The sequence below is a fragment of the Brucella sp. RRSP16 genome (assembly GCF_052246815.1).
GTDB classification, from domain to species: Bacteria; Pseudomonadota; Alphaproteobacteria; order Rhizobiales; family Rhizobiaceae; genus Brucella; species Brucella intermedia.
This window is the reverse complement of sequence record NZ_JBQQAM010000014.1, coordinates 14,457-38,882: the sequence shown is the minus strand read 5'-3', so window position 1 is coordinate 38,882 and position 24,426 is coordinate 14,457. Positions and strand designations below refer to the sequence as shown.

Genomic DNA, 24,426 nt, shown 5'->3' with positions numbered 1-24,426 from the left:
TTTCGCTTCTTTTCGTATCCTAGCGTGCAAGATACCTTAATCAACGTTTTTATCATTTAGATTTTGGGATGGCTGTTTCGTCAGAAATTGGTGCATGGAGGTAAGAAACTGAGCATCGTACAGTAAGAAGTACCCGATCTTCTAATGAGTATGCTTCTTGCTGCTATCAACTATGCGTCAGTTTTGAGAATTGCACTTATGAGCTTAACTCATCTTCTGAAAATGACTTTCGGAGGCCATTATGGATGCAATTGGGAATGCGATAAGTTGGGACAACGAAAGCGGCGGCGTTCCAGAAACTAACGCTGGCCCGACGAAACGACTGCTGGAACTATCGTCTTTGGCTGACGACCCGCGCCGGATCGTTGATTATGAGCCGCAAGATGTAGATGACGCAATCGGCAAACTGGTCTATCTCGCAGCCTCAATTATCTCAGGACGGCTAACCCTCGCGAAAAACGAAGTGGCCACAGTTTTGAAGAGTGTCGAAAATATCTAACTGTGATGGAAGCCCGCTCGCGGGCTTCATTTATTTGCGGTCTGTCGCAATCCATTCGCCAGATGATTGATCCTTGGCAAATCCAACCGTCCTCGCAATAGCTTGCGCTGACGGATTTTTTTTTGACGTTGGTAACGCATTCGACCATGCCGTTGACACCGTCAACAGGCCAACAATTCGCTAGTGAGACGGAAAGCCTTTCCAGTTCACTCCTATCCCACAAAAGCGGATTTTTCTCTTCCAGTTTCCTCACGGCAATCAGTGCTTCAGCTTGAGTTGGTACATCGAGTTTAGCGCTCGACACTGGTTCATCTGGAACGGGACAAAGTGTCGGGTCGGCGTTGATGGCCGCAACTATGTCGGCCTTAGCCAGTGCTTTTGCGTTGCTCGTAGAGTTGGAGACTGCGAATCAAGTACCGCCCGCACCGACTGCGATGCCGACACTAGCAGCCAGTGCGAGAAGTGCGTTCTGATTCATTAGAGCTCCTCAAAGTTTCAGGTTGAACCAATAGCGCCCCTTAAGACCTTGATAATCAGGAATATTAAAAAAGTAAGGGTCTTTTCGCATAGGCCGGGCAATGGAGACGACCTTTCGACAACTATTTCCTCGATCCGAATTGCCAATGTCTCGATATTGAACATCCTTGTATTGCTGAAGTTCTTTGTTCTGTTCCCTGATCTTGTTGGTGCAGGTGTTGATTGTCTTTTCGCAGCGGTTCGACAGCCTTGCGCCGCGATCACTCATATTGCTGGCTTCCTTGAAACCAGATGGACAATCCTCGTAAGGTTGATATCCGGGTTTGCCAGACTTTGCCTCGTGGCAAATGGGCCATGAGAAACCCGGTTTTGCCATGGCCTTGATCAGTTTGGTCATTGGCGGGACACAATAAGGGACGCCATGCCACGAAGGGTTTGAGGATGCTGCGCACAAAAGAACCTGGCAACCCCAAGATGGCGTGCCTCCCGTGTCTTGCGCAATTGCAGCGGATGGCGTCCCGGCGATAGTGCCAAGGCCAGCGAGTGCAAACAGAAGCTGCTTCATTTCAGGTCATCCTCATATTGTAGCGGTTGAAACCAACCCGGTAGGCAACATGTCTCGGGCGTGAAAAGGGGACCGTGTGATGAGATCTCCGGCCGCGTAGCTGCATAGGGCGATAAGTGTGAACGCAGAAAACCAGTAAATTCCAACTCGATAGACCAAGGCTGATTTGGTATGTCGCGGCATACCGCTGGATAGGCAAAGACGCCGATCAAGAACGCATCGAGCGACATTTGCCGTTGTTCGTGGAAAAACAGCGATATGGTGAGGAAAAGGGCCGCGATTATGCCGTGGACCCACCAGATTTTCGACGACGGGATGATAAGCAAAAACGATAGCAAGATGGCCAGCAACAAGCAGGCCATGGGATCGCGCGCGAAATTGAGCGCAATATGAGCGATCTCCGCCAACTATCGGTCTGTCCTTCTTGGTTTTCTGCGCGCGTCGGCAAACGGAGGAGAGATCTCGCTTTTGCGCTCTACGAGCAGGTTGAAATCCGCGATTGGCTGACGATCGAGCGTTTTGTCGACGGCTTTGCGCCGCCACTCTTTCATATCCAGAACATAGGTCGCCCACATGCCATATCGCGCCGACCTGGCGGCACGCTGATAGCCTAGATATTGAGGGTGGCTGAGGTAGGGTGAATCCACCCTCGCCCAACCCACGCGAAGCATTTCGAGAGCTAGGTCGCGTCCCCGTGATGTGCATCTTGCTCGTGCCATGCCTTCAGCATCATAGCCGACGATACCGCAGGAGACGGCGGACGCCCCGATCGTTCTTTTGAGCCAAGCTTTGGCAAAGGGGCCACAGGGTGCAGGCGGCGGTGCTTTCGTGACGTCCCTGGTCGTCCATTTCGGATCAAGCGCCCATTGAGGCAATTCGCACGCGTCAATATCCGCGAGCCGAACTCGTTGGGCATAAGTGGGAAACCAGAGGGTCCGACCATCAATAACCGCGACACGACCCTTGAAGATTGGAAGCGGTGCCGGCTGGCTAGGCTGAAGCGGTACGCTGGCAGCTGGCGCGCGTTTAATAGCATCAGCTGCGAATGCTGGTGTCGATGCGAGGGCAAATGACATTGCTACGATCAGATATTTCATTGTTGGGCATTCCTCGTCCGTTCGTTTGCCGATTTGCTCAACAGGATGGCAGGATGCTGAACGTCTTCGAATTGCCAGAGGCCTGCCCGCTTCTCACGAGCTTCCTGTTCGGCCACTGCGTATGCTGGATAGTAGGGAAGCCCGTCAGCCTTGAGCGCGGCAAAGGCATAGCCGCTCGTAATCAACACCGTCGCTAAATCGAGGCGATTTCCGCCGATTGTGGCGTAGCAAATGACATAAGAAGTATCGGCAGTTTGCGCTACGGGAGCGCACACCGGTTTGGTGTCTTTGATATAAGCGGCGAATACGGCAAGCGACGCCTCACCGCAGTCCTTCTTGTTTCCGGTCGTATCAGTGAAAGCAGTTCCTCGAAGGCATGACTGAACACCATAGAGGCGATAGCGCTGGCCTTCTGAAACCCACGTATCGCCAGTTTCCAAAGTAACGCCCGGCTGGAGGTCGAAATACCCCTCCGGGGCTGCAAAAGCCGTCGTCGATAAAAGGACCATGCAGAGCGATAATAGGGCTGGCTTCATTGGGCCTTCACCCGCGGATCGGCCCACATACCATAGGAGCCGTCTTCTCCAATCTTCTGCGCGTTCTCCAGATCGGGACGCTCTAGCTTCCCATCTTTCGATTTCGCAATGCGGAGCGCGCCAAGAGAGAGCAATTGCTCTTCGAGCATATCAACCGTGTCCAGGCTCCCGGGGTAATTGTAATAGCCGTAGCACGTCACATTTTGTTTGGGTGCGCTCTCTTCACTTACAAATGCCCGACAAAAGAGAACCTTCGGCGACTGCAACATGATCTGCAGCTGTTGCTTGGCGTAGTCAGTGCAAGAACCAGCAAAATCATCTTTGCGATTGACCATTTCGCCTTTGCAGGCTTCTAGCCCGTACAGATTCAGAAGGGTCTTATCATCAACCCGAAATTCGGTCGGTGAAGTTGCCTTATAGCCCGAGGCGGATGCAAACCCCTTCCGAGCCGTAACTTTTCCGTCGCCGTTATAATACTCAATGACAAGCACGGTCTTCCCCGGCGATGCCAGCGCCTTGATGTAGTCCTTGTTGATTGCAGGCGCGGCGATTGCGGCTGTTGCCAACATACAACTGCTCATTGCGATTGCGATGGTTCTCTTCATTTTCTAGCCCTTACCGTCTTGCTTATTCGTTTTCCCTGTCCATAGGGGGTTTATGCTTTGCGAAAAAGCATGTATCACTTAGCCAAATCGGTATCATGCTATTATGAACTTAATCGGTTTTCGCTGCAACCTCAACAGCGCATGTGAGGTCTGCGACAGGAGCTAAAGGGCTAGAATGGAGAGGCTTTCAATCAAAGCGCTATTGCTAAGCGCCACATTGTTCATCCCGTTCGGGATTGCCGCCACTTGCGCAGAAGAAAGAGGCGCAATTGCGCCTTTCGCGCAGGATGGCGACGCCGAGGCCGCAACTCACAACGCATCCGGATCACGCTCGGATTTGACCGTATTCAACCGCCGCTGGACAAGCGAAAGCAAAGAATTTGTCGTGGGTTCTGATGGCATCGTTTCTGCGGAAGATAAAAGCGGGAACGGCACTAATACGAATAACCATATTGGCAATGTATCCAGCACCGTTATAGCCCCTGGTTCTCTCACCGATATTACCAAGCCGGCTATCTCACTTCAGGATGAATCTGCCCGTTTAGGTGATTTGCGTTCTACTAAGCAGGCCGCTGTATCCACTCCTGAATGCGGCCCCTCCCCGCTAACACCAGAGGAAATCAAAACTCTGGTCGAACAGGCTGCTCGCCGGCATCAAGTCGACGCTCTGTTTGCTACCGCCATTACCTGGGCAGAAAGCCAGTTCGATCGTTCCCGCAATTCAGACAAAGGCGCACGCGGGCCGATGCAGCTCATGCCGGGAACCGCTGAGCGCTTCGGCGTCCGCGACGTCTGTGATCCGGCGTCAAATATTGAAGGCGGCGTTAAGTATCTCCGGGTGCTTTTGGACGAGTTCCAAAACCCCCTGCTTGTTGCCGCTGCCTATAACGCAGGCGAAGGCCGCATCTATGAGTACGGCGGCGTTCCACCGTTCAAGGAAACCGTCGGATACGTCGCAAAGGTCGTCAATTACCAGCTTGGCGTAACCATGCCAGCGCCGAAAAAGAAGCTCGTTGCGAGCGGTCGCAGATCCTCGGCGGTCATGGCGAGCCAAACTCAATCCGGGGTCATTGCAGTCAAGAAAACCGGCACCTTCGTTGGTGGCGTGATGCATTTTTAAAGGAGAGAAGGATGATCAACGAACAGAATAAAATTTGGCATATCAGCGCTTCAAAGCTGGCAGTCTGCCTTGGTTTGCTGGCTGCCGCGCAAATTGTCGGGGCGGATTTGGCGTTGGCACAGTCAGGTGGCGTTAATGGTGCCTTCGCGCCGGTTCAGACAGTATTTCAAGCTATCGTTGATTTCATTAGCGGCCCTATTGGTCGTCTGTTTGCGATCATCGCTGTTATGGCGCTCGGTTTCCTCGCATTTGCTGGCCGACTGTCCTGGTTTCTTGCGGGCGGTGTGATCCTCGGGATCGGTCTTGTTTTCGGTGCTCCATCAATCGTCGACGAGCTGATTAGCACGGTTGGAAACTAGCGATGGCTGATTACGAGGATGTAAAGCCGCAGCTGACACCGTTGGTAATCGGGTTAACCCGATCTCCCACCATGTGGGGTGTCCCGTATATGGCAGTCGTCGTCGTTATCGGCATCACAATCATAGCATGGCTGGTCAGCAAGTCGTTCTGGACCCTGCTCCTGGCCCCGATCAGCTATGCGGTTCTGTTCTCCCTTTGCGCTTGGGACAACAAAATTCTCGATGTGCTTGAAGTCACCGCGCGCAAAACGCCTCGCACACGCAACAAGTCCTTCTGGGGAACAAATTCGTACGGACCTTAGCTAATGTTGAAAGTCGTCAGAGAAGAACTCGGATTTGGCAAGGTCGCTCATAATGAGCGGCCTATGGCTTCGCATATCCCATATCTGAGGCATATGTCGGATACAGTGATCGGCTTGGAAAACGGCGCACTCTTGTCGGTCATCAAACTTGACGGCCTCTTTTTCCAAACCGAAGATCAAGCCGAACTCAATATGCGCTCGAATGTTCAGAATACGATCATTCGAGCGCTTGGATCGAGCCGGTTTTCTGTCTGGTCGACAGTAATACGCAGACAGGTTGACTCGGAAATCGGCGGCGCATTCGATGATGCGTTCTGCGAACAGCTGAATGACCGCTATATGCGCCAGTTGCGCCATAAGCGCATGTTCGCCAATGAAATTTATCTCTCGATCGTGCGCACTAATATGCGTGGCGCACTCGGCCTCAGCGACATAGTAAGTCGTGCATTTACCCGTTCTGGCGGCGCTGAGGTTCGAGATCAGCAAACGCGTGAAACCGTGACCGAACTCGAAGAGCTTGTTTTCAACATGACGCGCGAGCTGCAGAAATATGGCGCGCGCGAGCTCGGTATAACCTATCGCGATGGAGAGCCATATTCCGAACCGTGCGAGTTCATAAACACCATTCTGACCTGCGGCGTGCCGCGCAAAATGCGCCTTCCCCGGATGGGAATTCGAAATTACGTCGGAACGTCACGCCTGCATTTCGGTAAGCGAGCGATGCAAACGCAAGCCGCCACCGATGAGGACAATCGTTATGGCGCGATGCTCTCTATCAAAGAATATCCGCCATACACCGGTCCCGGAATGCTGGACGGACTGCTGCAGGTGAATCATGAGTTCATCCTGACGCAAAGCTTCACAATTTCCGACAAACCCATTGCGCAGGAGCGTATCACGCGGCTTCAGCGCCAGATTGCCGCGTCCGATGAGTCCGGAAGTGCAGTCGAAAGCGATATCGACTTCGCGCTTAACAGTCTCATGAATCAGGAGGCTGTTTTTGGCATTCACCATTTCTCTTTGCTTTGCCTGTCTCGCGACCTTGAAGGTTTGAGCAAAGCAGTTTCCGAGCTTGGTAGCTGCCTGACCGACATGAACATCAACTGGCTGCGCGAGGATGTGAACCTTGAAGCGTCCTTCTGGGCACAATTGCCCGGCAACCATAGCTATCGTGCGCGAAAGGCCATGCTGTCTTCGGCAAATTTCTCCGGCCTGTCATCGATGCACAATTTCGCGACCGGTCAATCGGACAATCTTCATTGGGGTCTGCCGATCACGATACTAGAGACCACCTCGCAAACCCCATACTGGTTCAACTTTCATCGTCGCGATATTGGTCACTTCCTTGTCACTGGCCCGACTGGCTCCGGTAAGACCGTCGCCCTGACGTTCTTGCTGGCGCAGGCGATGCGCATCAGCCCTACCCCTAAAGCCGTCTTTTTCGACAAGGATAGAGGTGCCGAGATTTTCGTGCGTGCCATGGGGGGAGCTTACGAAGTTCTCTCACCGGGAACACCGACTGGATTCAATCCGCTTCAGCTGGAAAACTCCGGCCCTAATCGTGATTTTCTGCTTCGCCTTTTGAAATCAATGTTGCGATCTAGCGATCAACGCGACTTCAGCCAGGAGGACGCTGACACGCTGGAACGGGCAATTGCCCGTATCATGGAAGAGCCGGCAGCTCAGCGCAACTTACCAAACCTTTCGGGCCTCTTGGTAGGCAGATCGCGAGCAGATGCGAACGACCTGGCGTCAAGGTTGCGTCCTTGGATCGACGGCGAAAAAGCATGGCTGTTCAATGCGCAGCACGATGTGCTGTCATTCTCCGGGCGTAGTGTCTTCGGTTTCGATATGACCAGCATCCTCGGCAACGAGGATATCCGAACCCCCGCACTGATGTACCTTTATCACCGTCTCGATGAGCTTCTGAACGGCGATCCCGTCATGTTCTTCATGGACGAAGGCTGGCAGCTTCTTATGGATGAAACGTTCAGTCATTTCATCATCGATAAGATGAAAACCATCCGTAAGCTCAACGGAATTGTAGGTTTCGGAACTCAGTCGGCAGCGGATATTGCCAAAGCAAAGGCATCTCACACCCTAATTGAGCAATCGGCCACGAATATTCATTTCCCGAACCCGCGCGCTGACGAAGAGAGCTACATCAAACGCTTTGGCCTGACGGTTAAAGAATTCAATTTCATCAAAAACACCCCGCCTGAGAAGCGCACGTTTCTCGTCAAGCACGGGAATGACTCAGTCATTGCCCGTCTCGATCTCTCGAAAATGCCTGATCTCGTCAAAGTGCTGTCGGGTCGAAAAGAGACCGTCGAAGAATGTGCTGCGCTGCGGGAACGATATGGCGATGAGCCTGAAAACTGGTTGGCTGAATTCTGCGGATGGGAGAGGAATGATGCATAAGAAAACTGCTCTATGCATATTTTTGGCGTCAGCGACCATGCCTTTGTCAGCATTGGCTGGTGGCGTTCCTGTCATTGACGGGTCGAATTTGTCCGAAAGAACGGTTCGTGATCAAAAAACGTCCGAGATCGAGAAGACGGATAAAGACCGGTTTTCCTTCAACAAGAGCGTAACATGTGCCGTCTACCGACCGGGGCGCAAGGACGATCCCGTTGCAGCCGCCAAAGCCAATCCGGAAATTTCCGGGTTGGTCAAACGAGTGGCGCGCGAAGAGGGTGCAGACGAGAATCTGTTTCTAGGGCTCGTTTATCAGGAAAGCCGCTTTAATCCATGCGCGAAATCGGGCGTGGGAGCTATCGGTTTGGCTCAGTTGATGCGTGATACCGCTAAAGAGTTGGGCGTAGATCCCCATAACATTGAACAGAACCTGCGCGGTGGTGCTCGTTATCTTAAACAGCAGCTCAAGCGTTCCAACGGCAACGCCAACCTCGCCCTTGCAGCGTACAATGCTGGCGCTGGCAACGTTAAAAAATACGGCGGCATTCCCCCGTTCAAGGAAACGCAGGGGTACGTCCGGAATATCACGCAGAAATGGACACCGGCGTTCGGCGGATCAAAGGACCTGCCCATGAACTACGGCGGCGGCGATACAGCATATTCCGGTATGCGGGATTCGACCATCAATTCGATGGCAACGACGCAGGCAACACAGGAAAGTACCGCCAACGTCGCCTCATGGCTCACGCAGCTCGGCGGTATGCAGTCCGGCACAATTCAAGACAGTTGGGATCACAACGCCGGCGCTCGAAATGCGAACCTCGAAATGGTCAACCAGGTGATTGTGCTGAGCAATTCGTTTGCCCACCTGCTCAACAGCCGCAATGCAGTTTCAGCCAGTGGAATTTCGGGCGCATCTCAATCGGCTTCGTTCAAAAAGAAAGACGACAAGCCACGAAAAACGACCAGCGTCTGCGATCCCCGTACCGGCCTCGAATGGGATCCGGAAGAAATGGCATGCGTTCAACAGCGTGAACGCGAGGTGAACATCAAACTGAACCTCGATCCTCAATAAGGGAGATAATCATGAAACGACTGATCATTTCGGCGTCAGCGATTGCCGTGGTTCTCGCATCGTTCGCTCCCATGGCAGCTTATGCAGGTGGTGTCCCAGTTATCGACGCTGCCAATTATGAAGTGGCAAAACAAACCTCCGTCACGACTGACAAAATCCTCGGGACAAACAAGGAAATCCTGACAACGGTCGAGGAGACATTGAAGGCCGTTACCGGTGATCGCGGCGGCGATGCGAACCAGATGCAAAACCTGGCCGTCGGAAATGGCTTCAGCGTATCTTCAATGCCCTCTTTTGACAGCCTTATGTCCGGCGGAGTCCCAAATTTGGGTAGCATGGGCGGTGACATCGCCAAGGTGGCATCCACTTTCATCAACGGGCTTCAGCTCGTTAAGAACTTGTCGGGACAAGCAAATAGCAGCTTCAGCGGAGACAAGTCCTATGAACAGATGGTCAACACTGTGCTTGGTGTCGCCGCACTCGTAAATGGTTCGCAACAGGCGGTAACGACGCGCCGAAGCGCTTTTGAACAGGCCGGGCAGAGTATCGGTCAGGCAAAGGACATTAAAGGTTCCATCGACCAGAACACGCAGCTGCAAGTCCAAGCAGGGCTGACCATCAATGAACTGATCGGCGTCATGAACGGTGCCGTGTCGTCGTTACAGGCCGATAATCAGCGCCGCCTCACCGACATTTCCAATTCCAAGAAGGTGTTGACGTACAGTGCAAACTAACATCGCTAACATCTTCCTGAAGTTATTTATCTTCACCGCCATTGCAGCCGGCGTTGCCGGCTGCGGAACGGTCAAGGAAAAGACTGCTCCTTGCAAACGTCCCGCAAATCTCACGTCATTTGCCGAAGACATTCGGCAAGATTGTGGACCTATGGCCTTTGTTGATGGCGATCCAGCGACCGCCATTGCTGCGATCAATTCGATAGCGACGGAATAATCGGGGGCCGCTATGCATGATTTCTTGAGCGATCTTTTGGAGAGAATTGATAATTCCGGCGAGAATTTTTCATCGCAGGCTTACAATATTATTGGCTCTGAAATCACGCCGCTGCTCAACGTGATGTTCATCGCCTATGTTGGATATTACGGTATCCAAGTAATAATGGGGACTTCGCGGATTAGTGTGGCCGAAATTGTTACTCGCGTATTCCGCATGGTCTTCATTCTGGCATTGATCAGCAACTGGGGATACTTCAACGATTTTTTCTACAAGTGGCTGAACAATACTCCTGAAGATGTAGGTCGCGCCATCCTGACCGCCACCGGAACGGGAATTACCGAACCGACAAATGGTCTTTCCATGATCTGGAAGACTGCAAACGAGGCGGCTTCCGCGTTTGCAGAGCAGTCGGGCTATTTTTCAGTTTTGCCCTCGATGGTCGGCTTTCTCATTATGGCCTGTGTGGCAATCTTTATCGCTGTTGCTCTCGCAATACTTGTTCTTGCCAAGGTGATGTTGTGGGTACTGATCGGAACTGCACCTATCTTCATCGCTTGCATGTTGTTTGAACAATCGCGCAGTCTTGGGCAGGCGTGGTTCCAACAAGTTCTTCTATATGCACTGATCCCGTTATTCGTATTTGTCGTCGCCGCCTTCCTTATCGCTGCAATGGACCCTGAACTGACGAAGGTATCCGCTGCCGCCACGGAGCGACGCCTTACACTCAGTGATATTTCAGCCTTCCTTCTGCTTTGTTTTGCCGGGGCATTTGTCCTTTTGAACATCCAGGTCCTCGCTCAGGGCATTGCAGGAGGGTTGGCCGTTGGTATCGGCGCCGCCGCAACACGGATTGCTCGCATGACCGGTGTCACCGCTCCAATGCAAATTGCGCGAGCTGGCTTCAAGGGGATCGGTGCGAGCTATCGCGGCGGAAGGTCGCTTTACAATCGTTTTGGCGGCGGCGGCGGTGGGGGTTCGATTTCCCCAACAAGCCAGGGCGCAAAAGAAGCAATGCAAAACCGAATAAGCAGCAACAGCCTGCCTCGCTGATGCTGCAGGTTCATAAGAGGTAAAGGGCTAGATCATGACTGATTCCAAAGAAGCTGCATTGAGAAGTTATTTTCAGGACGGTGATCGTTGGGAGAACGAAATCGTCCGGAAAGCAAAACGTTCAAAGGCCGTGGCATGGTTCGTAACCATCATCTTCGGGCTCGTCGCGCTTTTCGCGTTGCTCGCGCTCGTTATGCTGGTTCCGTTAAAGTCGTTCGAGCCTGTGATTGTCGTCGTAGACAAGGCTACGGGCTACATCGAAACCAAAAGCGGGCTGACAAAAGCGCAAAATCTGACGGATTCACGCGCAATTACCCAAGCCAACGTCGTTCGATATATCAGGACACGTGAAGGCTATGATCCTTACGCGATTGATACAAACTTCGGCACGGCAGCACTGTTATCGACAGGTGATGCCGCTCGCGAATTGCAGGAACAATACAGCGCTGCCAACCCGAAGAACCCGGCCAAGGTCTACGGGAAAAACAAGCGTGTGCTTGTCGATGTGAAGTCTGTCACGTTCCCTAACGATTCCACCGCTCTTGTCCGTTTTTCAACGACTGAAAAGTCCGATACCGATGCGATCACCAGACACTATATTGCAGTCGTGCGCTATCGCTATACGGACGAACCAGCCACGAACGAATGGCGGTTTGAAAATCCTCTCGGCTTCCAGGTTTACAATTACAGGCGGGATCAGGAAACCGTCACGGAAGGGAGCAAGGGATGAGAAACCGCTTCCTTCTTGCGGCGGCGTTCTCGACCGTCCTCATTTCGCATGCCCACGCTGCCCAGACGCCTAGGGCTGGCTCGCTGGATTCACGTGTGACCAGTGTCGTCTATCAGCCCAACAATGTCGTCAAAATCTCTGCGACGTACGGCATATCGACAATGATCATATTCGATGAGGATGAAAAATTTGAGACCATTTCGCTTGGCGACACAGAGAGCTGGCAGGTTGCTCCAACCGAAAAAGGAAACATCCTCTTCGTTAAGCCGACGGCTAAGAATGTCGTCACCAACATGAACGTTGTTACGACCAAGCGCATCTATTTTCTGGAGGTGCACGACTACGCGCCAGATGCTGGCAGACAAGTCTTTGGCGTGCGCTTCATTTACCCCGAGAAGGATTTGAATGCAGCGATGCGCAAAGAGGCTGAATATCGCGCTGCCAACCCGAATATCTCTAAAATCGACAAGGCTAACGTCAATATCGACTATTCCTTTACGGGAGATACGAAACTGAAGCCGTCAATGGTTTTTGATGACGGCAAGAAAACCTTCTTCAAATTCACTGGTCGGACGCCAGCAATCTTTGCAGTGAACAGCGATTTTTCAGAAACATTGCGTAACTTCCGCAAGGAAGGCGAATATCTGGTCGTGGATGGCACTGCAACTCAGTACACCCTCCGCGACGGTGATCAGTTGATCTGCATCTTCAACCTTAGAAAGCCGGATTTTGGCGCACCCGATCCCGACATCATGGGTCCTGCGCCTGATCAAGTGGCAACGAAGCGGAGAAGGAGCGGCAACTGATGAAACAGTCTCCCGAACTGGAAGTACTGGCGGCTGCCGATGACGCCGGAGTCAGCAACAAGAATGCAAAGCGGAATCAGACGGCTGCGATGGCGGTTTTTCTGCTTGCTGGTGTAGCTATGGCTTATTTTGTTCTCAAACAACCTTCGGAGAAGCCGCGCGATCTTGTGCGCGGTGACGAGGAGTTCAGCACCACGTCATTCAGACCGCCGTCTTTCGTGCGCGACCAGGATCAGCCTTCTGCTGCGCCCGAGCCCAACATCATCAATATCCCGCCGCCTCCACCGCCACCGGAGCCGGAGAAAGTCGACACCACGACATTTAATGTCCCTCCCCCGCCTCCGCCGACAGTCGCGGTGAAGGAACCCGATCAGGCACCTACGCCGGAGATCGTTGAAGAATTTCCAGACCGGTTCAAATCCAAACTTATTCAGATGGATCAAGCGCGATCAGGCGGAGCAAATGGGGGACTTGGTGGCGATAGTGGCGAAGGAACACCGGCTGTTGCTGGCGAAGACAGAAACAGCAAGTTTCTGGCGACGGCCTCGGCAATGGCCGACCGTAATGCCAAGGCTAAGAAAATCAAGCGCATCGACGCGGTTGTGCCGGAAGGCACGATGATACCCGGTATTCTCGAAACCTCGATTGTAAGCGATCTGCCAGGCCAGGTTCGCGCCATCACGTCAGAAGACGTCTACAGTTTTGATGGTCGTCGCATTCTGATTCCGACCGGCACCCGCCTCATTGGTGAATATCAAAGCGACGTCATAACAGGCCAGACCCGCGTTTTCGTAGTCTGGACACGCTTGCTTAGGAATGATGGTGTAAGCGTGCGCCTGAACTCCGTGGGAACTGACAGCCTTGGCCGTTCCGGCCTGACCGGCATCGTCGACAAAAAATGGCGTGAACGGTTCGGCGCGTCCATCATGTTGTCTGTGGTGGGCGCGGGCGCTAGCTATCTGACTGGTTTCGGCAGCGGCGAAGCCTTCGGTCGTAACAACGATGATGCGAAACGGGGTGAAGAACTAGCCCGCGAAACAATCACCGAAACATTCTCTCAAATGGCTAATACCGCTCTGAGCGAGAACTTGCGTATCAAACCAACAATCAGCGTCCATCAAGGCGAACGTATCTTCATATTCGTGCGTCAGGACCTCGATTTTTCGGCGATGTACGACGATCCCGTAACAGAAGCGATGAAGGAAATTCAACGTGAACGCAGGGGCAAATAGTGCGGCAGCTGCCACACAAAGCAGATATTACTTCTTAGATCGAGCACTTGAGCCGCTGCGGCCATTTCTCAACGATCCAAAGGTAGTGGAAATAGCCGTCAACAAACCAGGTCACGTCTATATCGAGCGACTTGGTGCCGATCACATGGAGTTCCACGGGGTACATGCGCTTTCATCGGCGGAGATTCAGAATATCGGTGAGCGCGTTGCGGGTGCAACTGATCAGTTCATCAGCAAATCCGCGCCAATCCTGAGCGCAGCGCTTCCCACTGGGGAGCGCATTCAGGTGGTTCTTCCACCTGCTGCACCGGATGGCGGCTCGATATCGATCCGCAAGCAGGTCGTTAGCAATTTCAGCTTGGAAGAATACAGGGATAGCGGTTCTCTGGACAAGGTTTCCGTGGCTGTTGGTGGGCTTAGTGATATTGACCGACTGCTGATCGAGCATCTGAAGCAAAACAGAATTTTCGATTTCATCAACACGGCCATCACGCAACGGGTTTCGATCCTGATTAGCGGCGGTACATCATCGGGAAAGACATCCTTTCTGAATGCCTGCCTGAAATCTGTCCATCCAAAGGAACGAATTATCACGCTGGAAGACACCCGCGAGCTGTTACCGCCCCAAGAGAACCGCGTTCATCTAGTAGCCTCGAAAGGTGGGCAGGGCACTGCTGACGTTACAATTCAGCACTTGCTTGAATCGTCCCTTCGTATGCGTCCTGACCGTCTGTTCGTCGGTGAGATCCGCGGCGCCGAAGCGTTTTCTTTTCTTCGCGCAATTAACACTGGTCATCCGGGTTCTATGTCGACGGTTCATGCCGATACGCCGCAAGGTGCCTATGAACAGCTCGCCATGATGATGCAACAAGCGGGGCTATCTGGCGGATACTCGAAGCATGATCTCATGTCGTATATCCGGATGGTCATCCCCATCGTCATCCAGTTGCGTCGCGACGGCGGAAAACGTGGCGTATCTGAGATATTTTTTGCACGAAATGAGGAGCCATGAGCAAGGGTTACAAAGCGGTCTATCTGATATTTTGTGCCGGCATAGCCTTCCTTGTCTGGACCTTGGCTTATGGGGTCGTACTCGGGGTAGTCTATAAAGACAGCCGAATTTTGAATATCACCATCACCGAAAATCCTTTTGCTCCGCTTCAGCAAGTCTGGGCCTACGCGTCCAACTCAACTCTGCAACGTGTTGCCATTGCTGCCTTGTTACCTGCCATCGCCGCCGCCGTTTTTGCGGGCTATCTCGGTCTTAGGGCTCACGAAAACCCCTTGGGGGATGCAGCTTTTCAGGACGTCATGGGCCTTCGTCGCGGCAAGTGGTTCCGAAAGACAGGGCACATATTCGGTCGGTTCGGTCGAAATGTGCTGCGAGCGGCAGACAGTCGCCATCATCTGATTATCGGTCCTACACGATCGGGTAAGGGTGCGGGCTATGTCATTCCAAACGCTCTCATGCATGAAGGTTCAATGATCGTATCCGACTTGAAGGGCGAAATTTTCAAGGCGACAGCCGGATATCGCAAGAAGAATGGCAGTCAGGTCTTCCTCTTTGCTCCCGGCTCGGAGAGGACAAATCGTTATAATCCTCTGGATTTTGTGCGACCCGAGCGCGGCAATCGCACAACGGATATTCAGAATATCGCCAGCATTCTGGTTCCCGAAAATGTTGGCTCTGAAAACTCAGTTTGGCAGGGCCTGGCCCAACAGGTCGTAGCCGGGATTATCAGCTATGTCCTGGAGAGCCCCTATTATCATGGACGCCGAAACCTCGGCGAAGTCGTTTCTTTCGTGAACAGTGGTGTTGATCTTCAGGCGCAAATCAAATTCATCAAGGAAAAAGAGCCAAACCTTTCAAAATATACCGTCGAAAGCTTCAACGCATTTCTGGCATTGTCAGAGCGCGCCGCAGCATCCGCGCTCCTCGATATCCAAAACGCGCTCAGGCCCTTCCGAAATGAACGCATAGTAGCCGCGACAGAAGTAACCGACATGGATATCGCCGCCATGAAACGGCGGCCTATCTCTATTTATCTGGCACCCAATATTACCGATATTACGATCTTGCGCCCACTTCTCACATTGTTCGTGCAACAGGTCATGAACATTCTGACACTGGAACACGATCCCAATTCGCTTCCCGTCTATTTTTTGCTGGATGAATTTCGGCAGCTTAAAAAGATGGATGAGATTATGACGAAGCTTCCCTATGTGGCTGGTTATAATATCAAGCTTGCTATCATCATTCAGGATCTCAAGAATCTCGACGAGATTTATGGCGAGACTTCGCGTCACTCCCTTCTCGGCAACTGTGGTTATCAGCTGGTGCTAGGTGCCAACGACCAGGCGACAGCGGAATATGCATCCCGGGCACTCGGAAAAAGAACCATCCGCTACAAGTCGGAATCCCGTACCATTGAAATTCTCGGTTTACCTCGGCGCACAAAAGTTGAGCAAATCCGGGAACGCGATTTGATGATGCCGCAAGAAGTGCGGCAAATGCCAGAAAGTAAGATGATCTTGCTCGTCGAAGGTCAACGACCGATCTATGGCGACAAGCTGCGATTTTTCAACACCCAACCCTTCAAATCTGCTGAAGCTTATTCGCAATCGCACGTTCCTGATGTGCCGACGATTGAATATTTGCCCCATAGGCCGGTTTCAGCACTCACGAGCGAATACGCGCAAGACGGGCAACGGGCCGCTGAGCAGACAATTAGCCCCCTGCCCTACAGTCCTCAGTCAGATGAGAAAACTCGGCCGAAAGCCAGCATAACCGCCTCCCCGTCGATTCCTGAATCTGGTGACGGGAACCAAGAAAATACCAGGACGGTCAATCTGAACGTCAAATTGCCATCAACTGGCATAGACAAGAAATCAGCAATCCCACCGGGTAATATCGATGATCGGATAGAAGAAGTCGAAGCGAAACTTAAACCGAGCGCAGAACGATTATTGAAGGCTGTCAACGAGAAAGTTGATGCTTCTGGCACATCCCCTCGAAAGCGGAAAAGTTATCTCGACATATTCAACGCTACTGTCCCGGACCCAGAGGATATTGGGCTGATGACCATTTCCAACTAGCCCGTGAACCCATAAACGCGAACGACTGAGATGGGGTGGGAAGCCGACTGACCGTTTCCGGCGACCACCCCCAAGAAAGCTGCCCTTCCCCTGGTCAAGCATACCAGTCGATACGAGGACTTTCCCGCCTGCGCTCTCCGACTTCACTATCTCCAAAAATGGCAAGAACTCATTGAGGTTGGGCTAGCTCGCCTTTCAGTCTTCGTAACTCTGTTTGTCCCGCTTTGCTCATCCTCCCATTGCTGCAAAGCTGATCGCGGGGCTCCACAGATTCAGTGGGTAGCGGCGCGGATTGTCGTGAATCACTAGTTGCAGAAGCGATTTCGTGTCACATTGCTCGCAATTTCAGTAGTACAGGAACGGCCCATGGCAGATTTTTCGGCCGAGAAGCCATGTCGAATATTGAGCTTGGACGGCGGTGGGGCCAAAGGCTTCTATACGCTCGGGGTGCTCAAAGGCATCGAAGGGCTGATCGGCCCGATCCACGAACGCTTCGACATCATTTTCGGTACCAGCACCGGCTCGATCATTGCGGCGCTGCTCGCTCTCGGGAAGCCGGTCGATGAAATCCACGAGCTATATAAAGGTCACGTCGTCAACGTGATGGGTAAGTGGTTTCCCTGGACCAAGTCGAAAGCGCTACGCGAACTCGCTGAAGATGTTTTCAAGGAAGGCACCTTCGCCGATGTGAAAACTGATATCGGCATTGTCGCGACGAGATGGGCGTTTGAGACGCCCATGATCTTCAAAACATCGGTTAATCAGGCGCACGGCGACCACGGAAACTTCGTCGCCGGTTTCGGGTGCAAGGTCGGTGATGCGGTACAGGCGTCGTGTTCCGCGTATCCGTTCTTCTGTCGAAAAAAAGTCGAGACGCACGACGGGCAAAGGATATTGCTCGCCGATGGCGGCTTCTGCGCGAACAATCCGACGCTGTACGCCATCGCTGACGCTGCTGAAGCGTTCAAGGTGCCTCGCGATCATATCAAGGTTGTGAGCATCGGCGTCGGTGAGTATCCGGTGCCAAAGCGCTACTTCACGCTCGCGCATTGGTTTGGCTACCTCTTCACCGTGCGACTTCTGCAGAAGGTGTTGGAGATCAACACCAAGTCGATGAACCAGCTCCGCCAAGTGCTGTTCGATGAAGTCGAAACGGTCCGTATCAGCAAAAGCTACACCGAGCCGAAGATGGCTACCGACTTGTTCGAGGCGGACCTCAACAAGCTCGACCAGCTCTATCAGCGTGGCCGTGAATCGTACCGGGAATTTGAACCGGCCTTGAAAAAGATGCTGTAGGGAGGCCGTCTGTGGCAGTGCCGGAAAGTCAGCTTGATACCTGGTCGAAACAAGGGTCGGTCACGCAATCCGCGTCAACGTATGCGAGCGTCAAGGGCGTGCTCGAAAATAGCAGCTCGCCGTACTACCTCAAGGCGTTCGAGACGCGGCTACAAGGCAGCTACTCCAACGATACGAACATCTACCGCGACAGCGACGTAGATATCATCATCCGGTTGGACTCGACCTTCTACCACGATGCCCACACGCTCGCGGTTGATCAGCACGCGCTATTTCAGAAGATGCACCCAGGGACTGCGCAGTACGGCTGGCATGACTTCAAAGCGGAGGTCGCTGCTTGGCTGGTCAAAAACTACGGAGGCGGTGTGAAAGTAGGCTCGAAGGCCATCTTCATTCCAGGCAATGGTACGCGTCGCGATTGCGACGTGCTTCCGTGCGCTCGGTTCAAATACTATTACCGCTACACGACCTCAGAGGACAGCTTCGCTGACGGTATATGCTTTTTCCTGAAAGACGGAACGCGGGTCGTAAATTTTCCGGCCCAACACAGCGACAACTGCACATCGAAACACAAGTCTACCGCGAACTGGTTCAAGCCGACCGTCCGCATTTACAAAAACATGCGGAACTATCTCATCGACCGAAACCTGCTGAAAGACGGCGTCGCTCCGTCGTATTTCATCGAAGGTATGCTTTGTAACGTCCCGGCCGGCAAATTCGGCAGGAGCTGTGGTGACTCGTTCGTCGAGACTTTCAATTACATCAATAGCTCGGATCGATCAGCCTTCAAGTGTGCGAACGGTATCCACAATCTGTTCGGCGCCACGTCCGTTCATTGGAATGCTGCCGACTGCCAAACCTACCTTAATGCGCTCAAGCATCTTTGGAATAATTGGGGTTCTCTTTAATGGGTTCCGCATGGAGATTGAGAGGGGCTATTTATGCCAAATGTAAAGTACAAGGGACGGGAGCTTGCCCCTCACAAGGCGTCAATAAACCAAATCATTGGGTCAAGGACCGTCCTAACCAAGTCACCATGGACCTTCGTTGCCCTATGGCTCAAGCGCGAGAAAAAGGAAGCCGCGGCATTTTACTGGGAGCAGGCCAGGGAGTTTCATCGAGTTTCGGAAGGGTTGCCACTCCAATCTGCGCCCTTGCTACTATACTACTGCTATATGAATGCCGCGAAGGCGCTTTTGGCCGCGAAGAATTTGCCGTTTATCGAGCGTCATGGGGTTGGCGGCTATTCCAGAGCCACTCCAAACCAACGGAAATCAATCGCAACCGAGGGGGTCCGGATACTCGGCGCAGGAGTGCTGCCCTCCCTGTCAAGTTATTATCAAGAACCGGAGATGTCCAAAACACACACGTTGCAAGAGATTTTCTTCAACTTGCCGTTCATTCACCGGACTTACTGTCTGTCATATCCGCGGCAGGTACAGATGTTTATGCCCATGCTGGATCCTAGATTCACGTTTGACGCAGTAACGCACCGTTCGTTTCTTAGATTTCGCATGTCGAAGGACCATCAAACGCGACTCACGATCAACCGCTTGGCGCCCACATTTGTACCTGATCCTGCACAGCCTGGGTTCATACGTTCCGCGAATGATATTGCAGTTGCAAGTGCAAGCAGGCCAAGTGCGGCGGACCTCAACAACATTGCAGCCCTTCGTAGAACTCTGAGTTGGAACCTATTTTATATCAACGGCGCTGAGACCCTCTGGTATGCAAAAGCCCGGGCCGCTGGGCCTGCTCGTATCGAGCGGCAGGTGCCAACACTAGTGCTCGCCGCCATGCACCACCTGAGTGAACTATGCAGGTACCGTCCACTGCAGCTTGCTTCACATTTGGCGGGAAAATACAACTGGCTGCTGAGCGAGTTCATCCAGATGTCGCCGTCACAGTTCATTGACGAAATCGCAGCGGAGCTTACTGGACACGAATTTCAGGCTCCAAATGTTCGGAGCCCGAGCTGAGATGAAAATCTATATCGCATGTGCCCTGACACACGTTCCACGTGATAGCTTTCAAGAATACGCCTCGTTCATCCATCGCCTGGCGAATGCTGCCAAAAGCGTTGAAAGCGTTTCACAGGTTAAATATGCGTTAGTCGACAGCGACCCTCAACTCGCAGCTAAGCCATTCAGCGACAGGGCTCGGCTCTGCTACTTGTGGGATCGCGAAATGGTTGAAGAAGCTGATCTCGTTATTGCGGAACTTACCTATCCATCAACGGGATTGGGGATCGAACTCCAAGTTGCCCAAGCTGCAAACATCCCGATCGTAGCTTGCTTCAGCGACCGACGCGGTCAGCCTGCAGGCGAGGTTACTTATGAGAACCCGGACAGGACTACCCACAATCTTCAGATCGGCGAGGGCTTTGTGACGTTAATGGCGCTCGGCCTACCGGCGATTTTCGCGCTGGTCCGGTATTCAAACCCAAGCGACGGTGTGGCTGGTGTGGCAAGGGCGATTGAAACTTTTTCCAGACCATGACGGACATCAAGTGCCATGAGTTTCAATAAGATCCGTTTCAACTAAGCGTGGCACCCTCTAATAACCGCCTCTGCACAAGGTGATTGTTGGCTGACGGGTCCGAGCAAGCAAAAGTTTGGATGCGCCAAGGAACGGCAGCTTCCGGGATGCCGTCGGTAATCTTGGAACGACAGAGAAGAGGTCGTCTGCTGACTGACTGCTTTGATGCTTGCATATCGCGCCCGATTCTGATTCAGGGCTCAGCATGAGCCGATATGACCTGACAGACTTTGAATGCCGCGTAATCGAGCCGCCGCTACCCATTTGACGATCGCGCGGCGGGCTGACAACCAAGATATACGGCGTCGTTGACGCGCAAGGACTCCCGATCCGGATCGGTCTGCTCGCCGCCAACTTTCTCGCTATGGTGCAACGCGCCTCGCTCCTTGTTTATGAGTCTGATGGCCTAACCCTTACGAAAAAGCCGGGGCGCAAAAGCGCCCGGCTGATTTTTAATTCTCCTTGCCGTCAAAACGGCAAGAATCCTCCAAGGAAACTGATGGTATCAGTAATCCATGCGAAGGCGGCATTAAACCAACCTTGAATGACAGTAGCAACATACACGATTGCAACCAGTCCAAGCACGAGCCAAAACAAGATTGCAAAGAATTTTGCAAAAGCATCGTCGGCCTTCGGATCGGGAGGTGAATTGTAGATGTAATCGTGTCGCATGGTCGTTTAACGCTCGTGTTCGTCGCGTTCCTTCTTTTGCTGCTGCTCTTGTTCTAGTTCCTGCAATCGCGGAACTTGTTGCTGAGGTCGATCGGTGCGCATGGTTTCTCCATCGCGAGCAACGCCCTTCACTTCCATATTAACCTGATTGTCGAGCTGTTTGGAACCTTCAACTTTTCCATCTGTCCGATCCCTCTCTTCAAGCACGTTCGCTTCCCATGCCCGGCGATCGACCATTTGCTCGACACGCTGCTTCTGACCGTCGACTTCCTGAATGACGGTTTTCAAAACGCGTTCCGTCCCAGTGGACCGCAAATGAATTTCATCGCCGATTTCAGCGCCGGCGCGATGCAACGCATCCGGTAATCCGACACCCCATACAGTGCGATTGCCATTGGCCGTTTCAATAACGACAAATGGCGAAGGCTCATTTTTTTCATTATCCTGATAAGGCTTTTCGCCTGTATCAACGAGGATGCCCTGCACACCCTCCTTATAGTCGACGGTCTTGGAGTGGGACGTTCCAGAATTATCTGCATTCTGAGGCTCTCTATCGACCTTGCTCGACTGATCCGATCCTGCAGATTGCTCCTGATCCCGGTGAGCCGCATCCAGCGCCCTGCCCTCGATCGGAACAATTTCATTGCGCAAGTAGGACTGCTCGCGACGCGCCAGATCTTGCCAATCCAGTTCCGTCGGCTGATAGCCCTTGACCGAAATACCGTGCGCCTGGCCCTCCAGCCAAGTTTCTCGGCGGAACTCCTTGCTCCCCGTTATTTCGATGCTCGTCCAGCCTCGATGCGCTGCTGTTTCGATCATCAACCGAACCCCCTGAGCATCGAACGATTTAGCGCGCAGCTTCTCTCCATTGTCCTGGAACACTTCGCGCTCACCCTTTGAATCGGCAAAGACTCGCTGCGTCCCCCCGTGATCCTCACGAATATAATATCGGCTCGTGATCTCATCCGGGAATGAACGATCCATTTCGGCCTGATAGGATGCTGCAGCTGCTTTCTCCTCGTCATCAATGCTTGAACGAGGTTCGTTGGCATTATCTGCCGATGGCCGACCCTGCTCTGCTTCCACGATAACATGCGCTGGCTTGGCAATTTCGGAATCGGCTTCGCGAGCGATCTGCATTGACGAGCTATCTTGCTCGCTTTCACGAGATGGGGTTTCAACGGTCAATCCACGCTGTTCAGTCAATTCCATATGCTCGCGCATTAGATTGACATGCTCGCGCGTATACTGCGCTACCTGATCCAGATCGTCTTTCTCTTCCGGTCCGAGATTGCGGCCAAGCCGGAACAAAGCTGTTTCAACTTCTTTCTCATATGCCTCAAAATCGCTTCTCGACATTTCGCGCACTTTTTCACCCTCCAAAATGATGTTTTGCAACTTTACCAAATTGGTGCGGTAATGTGACCCGAATTCTGCATGAACGATGTTAGAAGTTTTGGCTTCCCATTGATGCAAACTTGTTGATACAACTACATCTCGTTGCTTCATGGCGTATGAGCAATCTGATGATTGCCGCTTGCCATTGCGATTTTCTCCCAACTCTGAGTTACCTTTACGGTATATTCACGGCTGCGCACGCTTCGCGCCACGCTCCGCCGACCTGACCGCTTGGCATCATAACGCGACTGAGCCGCCGCACTCGTCCCCTCATGTTCCGTTCGTCCCTCGCGATTAACCGGCCGCACCTGATTGCGCGTGTAGGCTGGAGCATTTGCAAACTCGCGCCTGTCCGTCATTTCCATAGCGATTCCGTGCTGACGCGCCTTTTCAGCCATAAGTTCGCGCCATTGGCGAAAAACCTGTGGCGAGGTTTCTACCCGATCACCGGCATCCGAACGCATAGCGATAATGGCATGGGCATGGATATGCGGTCGCTTTCCGCCCTGCCCCATCTCCTTCGGATCACTGAACGGATCATGCATCGCAAATATATAGCGGTGTCCTTCGAACTGAGCGGCCAGAAAATCCCGAACAGCGCCTTCGAAAGCCTGAACATTGGTGCCAGCTTTGGCAGACATGATGACATGCATCACATCCCTGCCCTTGCGGCTATGCAACTCCCGACGCCACTGCTTTTGCACCAGGTCGCCGGCGGAACGCGCATCGGAGATCACCCGCCCCTTATCATCGCGAACTTCTCCCTTATGTTCCTCGACCAGATTTCGCAGCTTGGCAGCGCCATATTCCACGCCATTACCATACCCCGTAAAACGGAACCGCGCCCTCGCCAGCTCGGACACCGCGCTTACGTTGTAACGTCTCTGAATAATGTCAGCCGCCTTCGGGTCGCCGGTCAACCGCTCCCCTTCCGCGCTGCGCAAGACCACCAGACCATCAACTTTCAAAACTCCATGTGATGGCTGCGAAACTGCATAAGCGAAGCTGCGATTACTTAATCCGCTCGCCAGGCTGTCGCGTATGAGTTGGTGCAAAGCTTCTTCTGTTTCGAAACCAGTAGCTTCGATCGTCACATGGAAAGTTCCAATATCCCTGCTCTCAGCACGATTTTGAAACAATGGCTCCCATTCGCCACGCAATCGGGCAAGCTCCTCGCGACCATGAAGGCGCTCACCATTTTCCTTTTCGACGTGTATTTCCCCGCTGCGAGATACGTAATTGACCATCGCGCCGAACCGCGCACCGCCACCGTACGATGCCATTTTTACCACGGACGGTTGACTGCCTGCTGCAACCGCGGCCAGACGCGCTTCCATCGGCCTAGCTGCCGCAATTGGCTTGTTTGCCGTACTTCCAAAGAACTGGAAACTCTGTGCCCTTGAGGATCCCGTGCGCATTTTCGGCACTGAAGCACTACCTGCTGCAGCGGCACCTCCTGCGATTTGCAGTTCGCGCAGCCTCCGGCGCATTTCTTCTTCCGCGCCACTCGCAGCACTCGAACCCAAAGAAAGCTCATGCAACAGCGCCGCGCGATGCTGCTCCCATTCACTCTCAAAGGCTCCGAGAAAAAACTCCATCGA

25 protein-coding genes and 1 pseudogene are annotated in these 24,426 nt (G+C 52.9%); 19 read left to right on the top strand and 7 right to left on the bottom strand.

All coding sequences use genetic code 11. The annotated features are described in order from the left end of the window. Positions 1-241 precede the first annotated feature (241 nt). On the top strand, positions 242-499 hold the full coding sequence (locus ACS5UA_RS19505) for a hypothetical protein (protein WP_443101680.1): 258 nt from the start codon (positions 242-244) through the stop codon (positions 497-499). Positions 500-986: 487 nt separating this feature from the next. On the opposite strand, the gene ACS5UA_RS19500 is transcribed toward ACS5UA_RS19505, so the two are convergent. From ACS5UA_RS19500 to ACS5UA_RS19480, 5 genes are read right to left on the bottom strand one after another with little or no spacing between them, the layout of a single operon-like run. Continuing rightward, positions 987-1,541 (bottom strand): hypothetical protein, encoded by a 555-nt coding sequence (locus ACS5UA_RS19500; RefSeq protein WP_443101679.1) that lies wholly within the window; start codon positions 1,539-1,541, stop codon positions 987-989. Further along, positions 1,538-1,948, bottom strand: coding sequence for a hypothetical protein (locus ACS5UA_RS19495; RefSeq protein WP_443101678.1), 411 nt, complete (start codon positions 1,946-1,948; stop codon positions 1,538-1,540). Before ACS5UA_RS19495 ends, ACS5UA_RS19500 begins: the two co-directional genes overlap by 4 nt. Then, positions 1,949-2,638: a thermonuclease family protein gene (locus tag ACS5UA_RS19490; protein ID WP_443101677.1), complete on the bottom strand. Its 690-nt coding sequence runs from the start codon at positions 2,636-2,638 to the stop codon at positions 1,949-1,951. Further along, the gene (locus ACS5UA_RS19485) at positions 2,635-3,174 is read right to left on the bottom strand and encodes a thermonuclease family protein (RefSeq protein WP_151610604.1); all 540 of its coding nucleotides are present in this window, start codon (positions 3,172-3,174) and stop codon (positions 2,635-2,637) included. Before ACS5UA_RS19485 ends, ACS5UA_RS19490 begins: the two co-directional genes overlap by 4 nt. After that, positions 3,171-3,779, bottom strand: coding sequence for a hypothetical protein (locus ACS5UA_RS19480; RefSeq protein WP_443101676.1), 609 nt, complete (start codon positions 3,777-3,779; stop codon positions 3,171-3,173). The genes ACS5UA_RS19485 and ACS5UA_RS19480 overlap by 4 nt, the downstream gene beginning before the upstream one ends. Before the next feature lie 175 nt (positions 3,780-3,954). Here ACS5UA_RS19480 and ACS5UA_RS19475 point away from each other — a divergent pair, with 175 nt between their 5' ends. The 18 genes and pseudogenes from ACS5UA_RS19475 to ACS5UA_RS19390 form a co-directional block, all read left to right on the top strand. Further along, positions 3,955-4,899, top strand: coding sequence for a lytic transglycosylase domain-containing protein (locus ACS5UA_RS19475; RefSeq protein ID WP_443101675.1), 945 nt, complete (start codon positions 3,955-3,957; stop codon positions 4,897-4,899). Positions 4,900-4,910: 11 nt separating this feature from the next. Further along, positions 4,911-5,258, top strand: a complete 348-nt coding sequence (locus tag ACS5UA_RS19470) for a TrbC/VirB2 family protein (protein ID WP_443101674.1) — start codon at positions 4,911-4,913, stop codon at positions 5,256-5,258. A 2-nt stretch (positions 5,259-5,260) separates the two neighbouring features. Further along, entirely contained in the window at positions 5,261-5,560 is a 300-nt protein-coding gene (locus ACS5UA_RS19465) for a type IV secretion system protein VirB3 (RefSeq protein ID WP_443101673.1), read from the top strand. Positions 5,561-5,563: 3 nt separating this feature from the next. Then, positions 5,564-7,981, top strand: coding sequence for a VirB4 family type IV secretion/conjugal transfer ATPase (locus ACS5UA_RS19460; RefSeq protein ID WP_443101672.1), 2,418 nt, complete (start codon positions 5,564-5,566; stop codon positions 7,979-7,981). Then, the gene (locus ACS5UA_RS19455) at positions 7,974-9,053 is read left to right on the top strand and encodes a transglycosylase SLT domain-containing protein (protein WP_443101671.1); all 1,080 of its coding nucleotides are present in this window, start codon (positions 7,974-7,976) and stop codon (positions 9,051-9,053) included. The genes ACS5UA_RS19460 and ACS5UA_RS19455 overlap by 8 nt, the downstream gene beginning before the upstream one ends. Positions 9,054-9,064: 11 nt before the next feature. Then, positions 9,065-9,787: a type IV secretion system protein gene (locus tag ACS5UA_RS19450; RefSeq protein WP_443101670.1), complete on the top strand. Its 723-nt coding sequence runs from the start codon at positions 9,065-9,067 to the stop codon at positions 9,785-9,787. Further along, positions 9,777-10,004, top strand: a complete 228-nt coding sequence (locus ACS5UA_RS19445) for a hypothetical protein (protein ID WP_443101669.1) — start codon at positions 9,777-9,779, stop codon at positions 10,002-10,004. Before ACS5UA_RS19450 ends, ACS5UA_RS19445 begins: the two co-directional genes overlap by 11 nt. A gap of 12 nt (positions 10,005-10,016) precedes the next feature. Continuing rightward, positions 10,017-11,057, top strand: a complete 1,041-nt coding sequence (locus tag ACS5UA_RS19440) for a type IV secretion system protein (RefSeq protein WP_443101668.1) — start codon at positions 10,017-10,019, stop codon at positions 11,055-11,057. A 34-nt stretch (positions 11,058-11,091) separates the two neighbouring features. Further along, entirely contained in the window at positions 11,092-11,787 is a 696-nt protein-coding gene (locus ACS5UA_RS19435; RefSeq protein WP_151610598.1) for a virB8 family protein, read from the top strand. Then, entirely contained in the window at positions 11,784-12,593 is an 810-nt protein-coding gene (locus tag ACS5UA_RS19430) for a TrbG/VirB9 family P-type conjugative transfer protein (RefSeq protein ID WP_443101667.1), read from the top strand. The genes ACS5UA_RS19435 and ACS5UA_RS19430 overlap by 4 nt, the downstream gene beginning before the upstream one ends. After that, complete coding sequence (virB10, locus tag ACS5UA_RS19425) at positions 12,593-13,825, top strand: type IV secretion system protein VirB10 (protein WP_443101666.1); 1,233 nt, start codon at positions 12,593-12,595, stop codon at positions 13,823-13,825. Before ACS5UA_RS19430 ends, virB10 begins: the two co-directional genes overlap by 1 nt. Continuing rightward, entirely contained in the window at positions 13,806-14,837 is a 1,032-nt protein-coding gene (gene virB11, locus ACS5UA_RS19420) for a P-type DNA transfer ATPase VirB11 (protein ID WP_443101665.1), read from the top strand. Before virB10 ends, virB11 begins: the two co-directional genes overlap by 20 nt. Beyond that, complete coding sequence (locus ACS5UA_RS19415; RefSeq protein ID WP_443101664.1) at positions 14,834-16,921, top strand: type IV secretory system conjugative DNA transfer family protein; 2,088 nt, start codon at positions 14,834-14,836, stop codon at positions 16,919-16,921. The genes virB11 and ACS5UA_RS19415 overlap by 4 nt, the downstream gene beginning before the upstream one ends. Before the next feature lie 366 nt (positions 16,922-17,287). Then, positions 17,288-18,217 (top strand): patatin-like phospholipase family protein, encoded by a 930-nt coding sequence (locus ACS5UA_RS19410; RefSeq protein ID WP_443101663.1) that lies wholly within the window; start codon positions 17,288-17,290, stop codon positions 18,215-18,217. An 11-nt stretch (positions 18,218-18,228) separates the two neighbouring features. Next, positions 18,229-19,125, top strand: coding sequence for a nucleotidyltransferase domain-containing protein (locus ACS5UA_RS19405; protein ID WP_443101662.1), 897 nt, complete (start codon positions 18,229-18,231; stop codon positions 19,123-19,125). Positions 19,126-19,158: 33 nt separating this feature from the next. After that, on the top strand, positions 19,159-20,196 hold the full coding sequence (locus tag ACS5UA_RS19400) for a YaaC family protein (protein ID WP_443101661.1): 1,038 nt from the start codon (positions 19,159-19,161) through the stop codon (positions 20,194-20,196). Between the two features lies 1 nt (position 20,197). Next, complete coding sequence (locus ACS5UA_RS19395; protein ID WP_443101660.1) at positions 20,198-20,716, top strand: nucleoside 2-deoxyribosyltransferase; 519 nt, start codon at positions 20,198-20,200, stop codon at positions 20,714-20,716. Positions 20,717-21,026: 310 nt separating this feature from the next. Next, positions 21,027-21,104 (top strand): annotated as a pseudogene (locus ACS5UA_RS19390) (IS5/IS1182 family transposase); the annotation flags it as partial. 329 nt (positions 21,105-21,433) lie between these two features. Here the strand turns inward: ACS5UA_RS19390 and ACS5UA_RS19385 are convergent. Both ACS5UA_RS19385 and ACS5UA_RS19380 read right to left on the bottom strand, forming a co-directional pair. Continuing rightward, positions 21,434-22,987 (bottom strand): LPD7 domain-containing protein, encoded by a 1,554-nt coding sequence (locus tag ACS5UA_RS19385; protein WP_443101658.1) that lies wholly within the window; start codon positions 22,985-22,987, stop codon positions 21,434-21,436. Continuing rightward, entirely contained in the window at positions 22,933-24,423 is a 1,491-nt protein-coding gene (locus tag ACS5UA_RS19380) for a relaxase/mobilization nuclease domain-containing protein (protein WP_443101657.1), read from the bottom strand. Before ACS5UA_RS19380 ends, ACS5UA_RS19385 begins: the two co-directional genes overlap by 55 nt. Positions 24,424-24,426: the final 3 nt, after the last annotated feature.

Excerpts from the sequence above, each read along its gene's own strand:
- ACS5UA_RS19435 (WP_151610598.1), top strand. The coding sequence starts at position 11,092 with ATGACTGATTCCAAAGAAGCTGCATTGAGAAGTTATTTTCAGGACGGT.
- ACS5UA_RS19395 (WP_443101660.1), top strand. The coding sequence starts at position 20,198 with ATGAAAATCTATATCGCATGTGCCCTGACACACGTTCCACGTGATAGC.
- ACS5UA_RS19470 (WP_443101674.1), top strand. The coding sequence starts at position 4,911 with ATGATCAACGAACAGAATAAAATTTGGCATATCAGCGCTTCAAAGCTG.
- ACS5UA_RS19415 (WP_443101664.1), top strand. The coding sequence starts at position 14,834 with ATGAGCAAGGGTTACAAAGCGGTCTATCTGATATTTTGTGCCGGCATA.
- ACS5UA_RS19505 (WP_443101680.1), top strand. The coding sequence starts at position 242 with ATGGATGCAATTGGGAATGCGATAAGTTGGGACAACGAAAGCGGCGGC.
- ACS5UA_RS19380 (WP_443101657.1), bottom strand. The coding sequence starts at position 24,423 with ATGGAGTTTTTTCTCGGAGCCTTTGAGAGTGAATGGGAGCAGCATCGC.
- ACS5UA_RS19410 (WP_443101663.1), top strand. The coding sequence starts at position 17,288 with ATGGCAGATTTTTCGGCCGAGAAGCCATGTCGAATATTGAGCTTGGAC.
- ACS5UA_RS19450 (WP_443101670.1), top strand. The coding sequence starts at position 9,065 with ATGAAACGACTGATCATTTCGGCGTCAGCGATTGCCGTGGTTCTCGCA.
- ACS5UA_RS19430 (WP_443101667.1), top strand. The coding sequence starts at position 11,784 with ATGAGAAACCGCTTCCTTCTTGCGGCGGCGTTCTCGACCGTCCTCATT.
- ACS5UA_RS19465 (WP_443101673.1), top strand. The coding sequence starts at position 5,261 with ATGGCTGATTACGAGGATGTAAAGCCGCAGCTGACACCGTTGGTAATC.
- ACS5UA_RS19480 (WP_443101676.1), bottom strand. The coding sequence starts at position 3,779 with ATGAAGAGAACCATCGCAATCGCAATGAGCAGTTGTATGTTGGCAACA.
- ACS5UA_RS19440 (WP_443101668.1), top strand. The coding sequence starts at position 10,017 with ATGCATGATTTCTTGAGCGATCTTTTGGAGAGAATTGATAATTCCGGC.
- ACS5UA_RS19460 (WP_443101672.1), top strand. The coding sequence starts at position 5,564 with ATGTTGAAAGTCGTCAGAGAAGAACTCGGATTTGGCAAGGTCGCTCAT.
- ACS5UA_RS19455 (WP_443101671.1), top strand. The coding sequence starts at position 7,974 with ATGCATAAGAAAACTGCTCTATGCATATTTTTGGCGTCAGCGACCATG.
- ACS5UA_RS19500 (WP_443101679.1), bottom strand. The coding sequence starts at position 1,541 with ATGAAGCAGCTTCTGTTTGCACTCGCTGGCCTTGGCACTATCGCCGGG.
- ACS5UA_RS19400 (WP_443101661.1), top strand. The coding sequence starts at position 19,159 with ATGCCAAATGTAAAGTACAAGGGACGGGAGCTTGCCCCTCACAAGGCG.
- ACS5UA_RS19490 (WP_443101677.1), bottom strand. The coding sequence starts at position 2,638 with ATGAAATATCTGATCGTAGCAATGTCATTTGCCCTCGCATCGACACCA.
- virB10 (WP_443101666.1), top strand. The coding sequence starts at position 12,593 with ATGAAACAGTCTCCCGAACTGGAAGTACTGGCGGCTGCCGATGACGCC.
- ACS5UA_RS19475 (WP_443101675.1), top strand. The coding sequence starts at position 3,955 with ATGGAGAGGCTTTCAATCAAAGCGCTATTGCTAAGCGCCACATTGTTC.
- ACS5UA_RS19485 (WP_151610604.1), bottom strand. The coding sequence starts at position 3,174 with ATGAAGCCAGCCCTATTATCGCTCTGCATGGTCCTTTTATCGACGACG.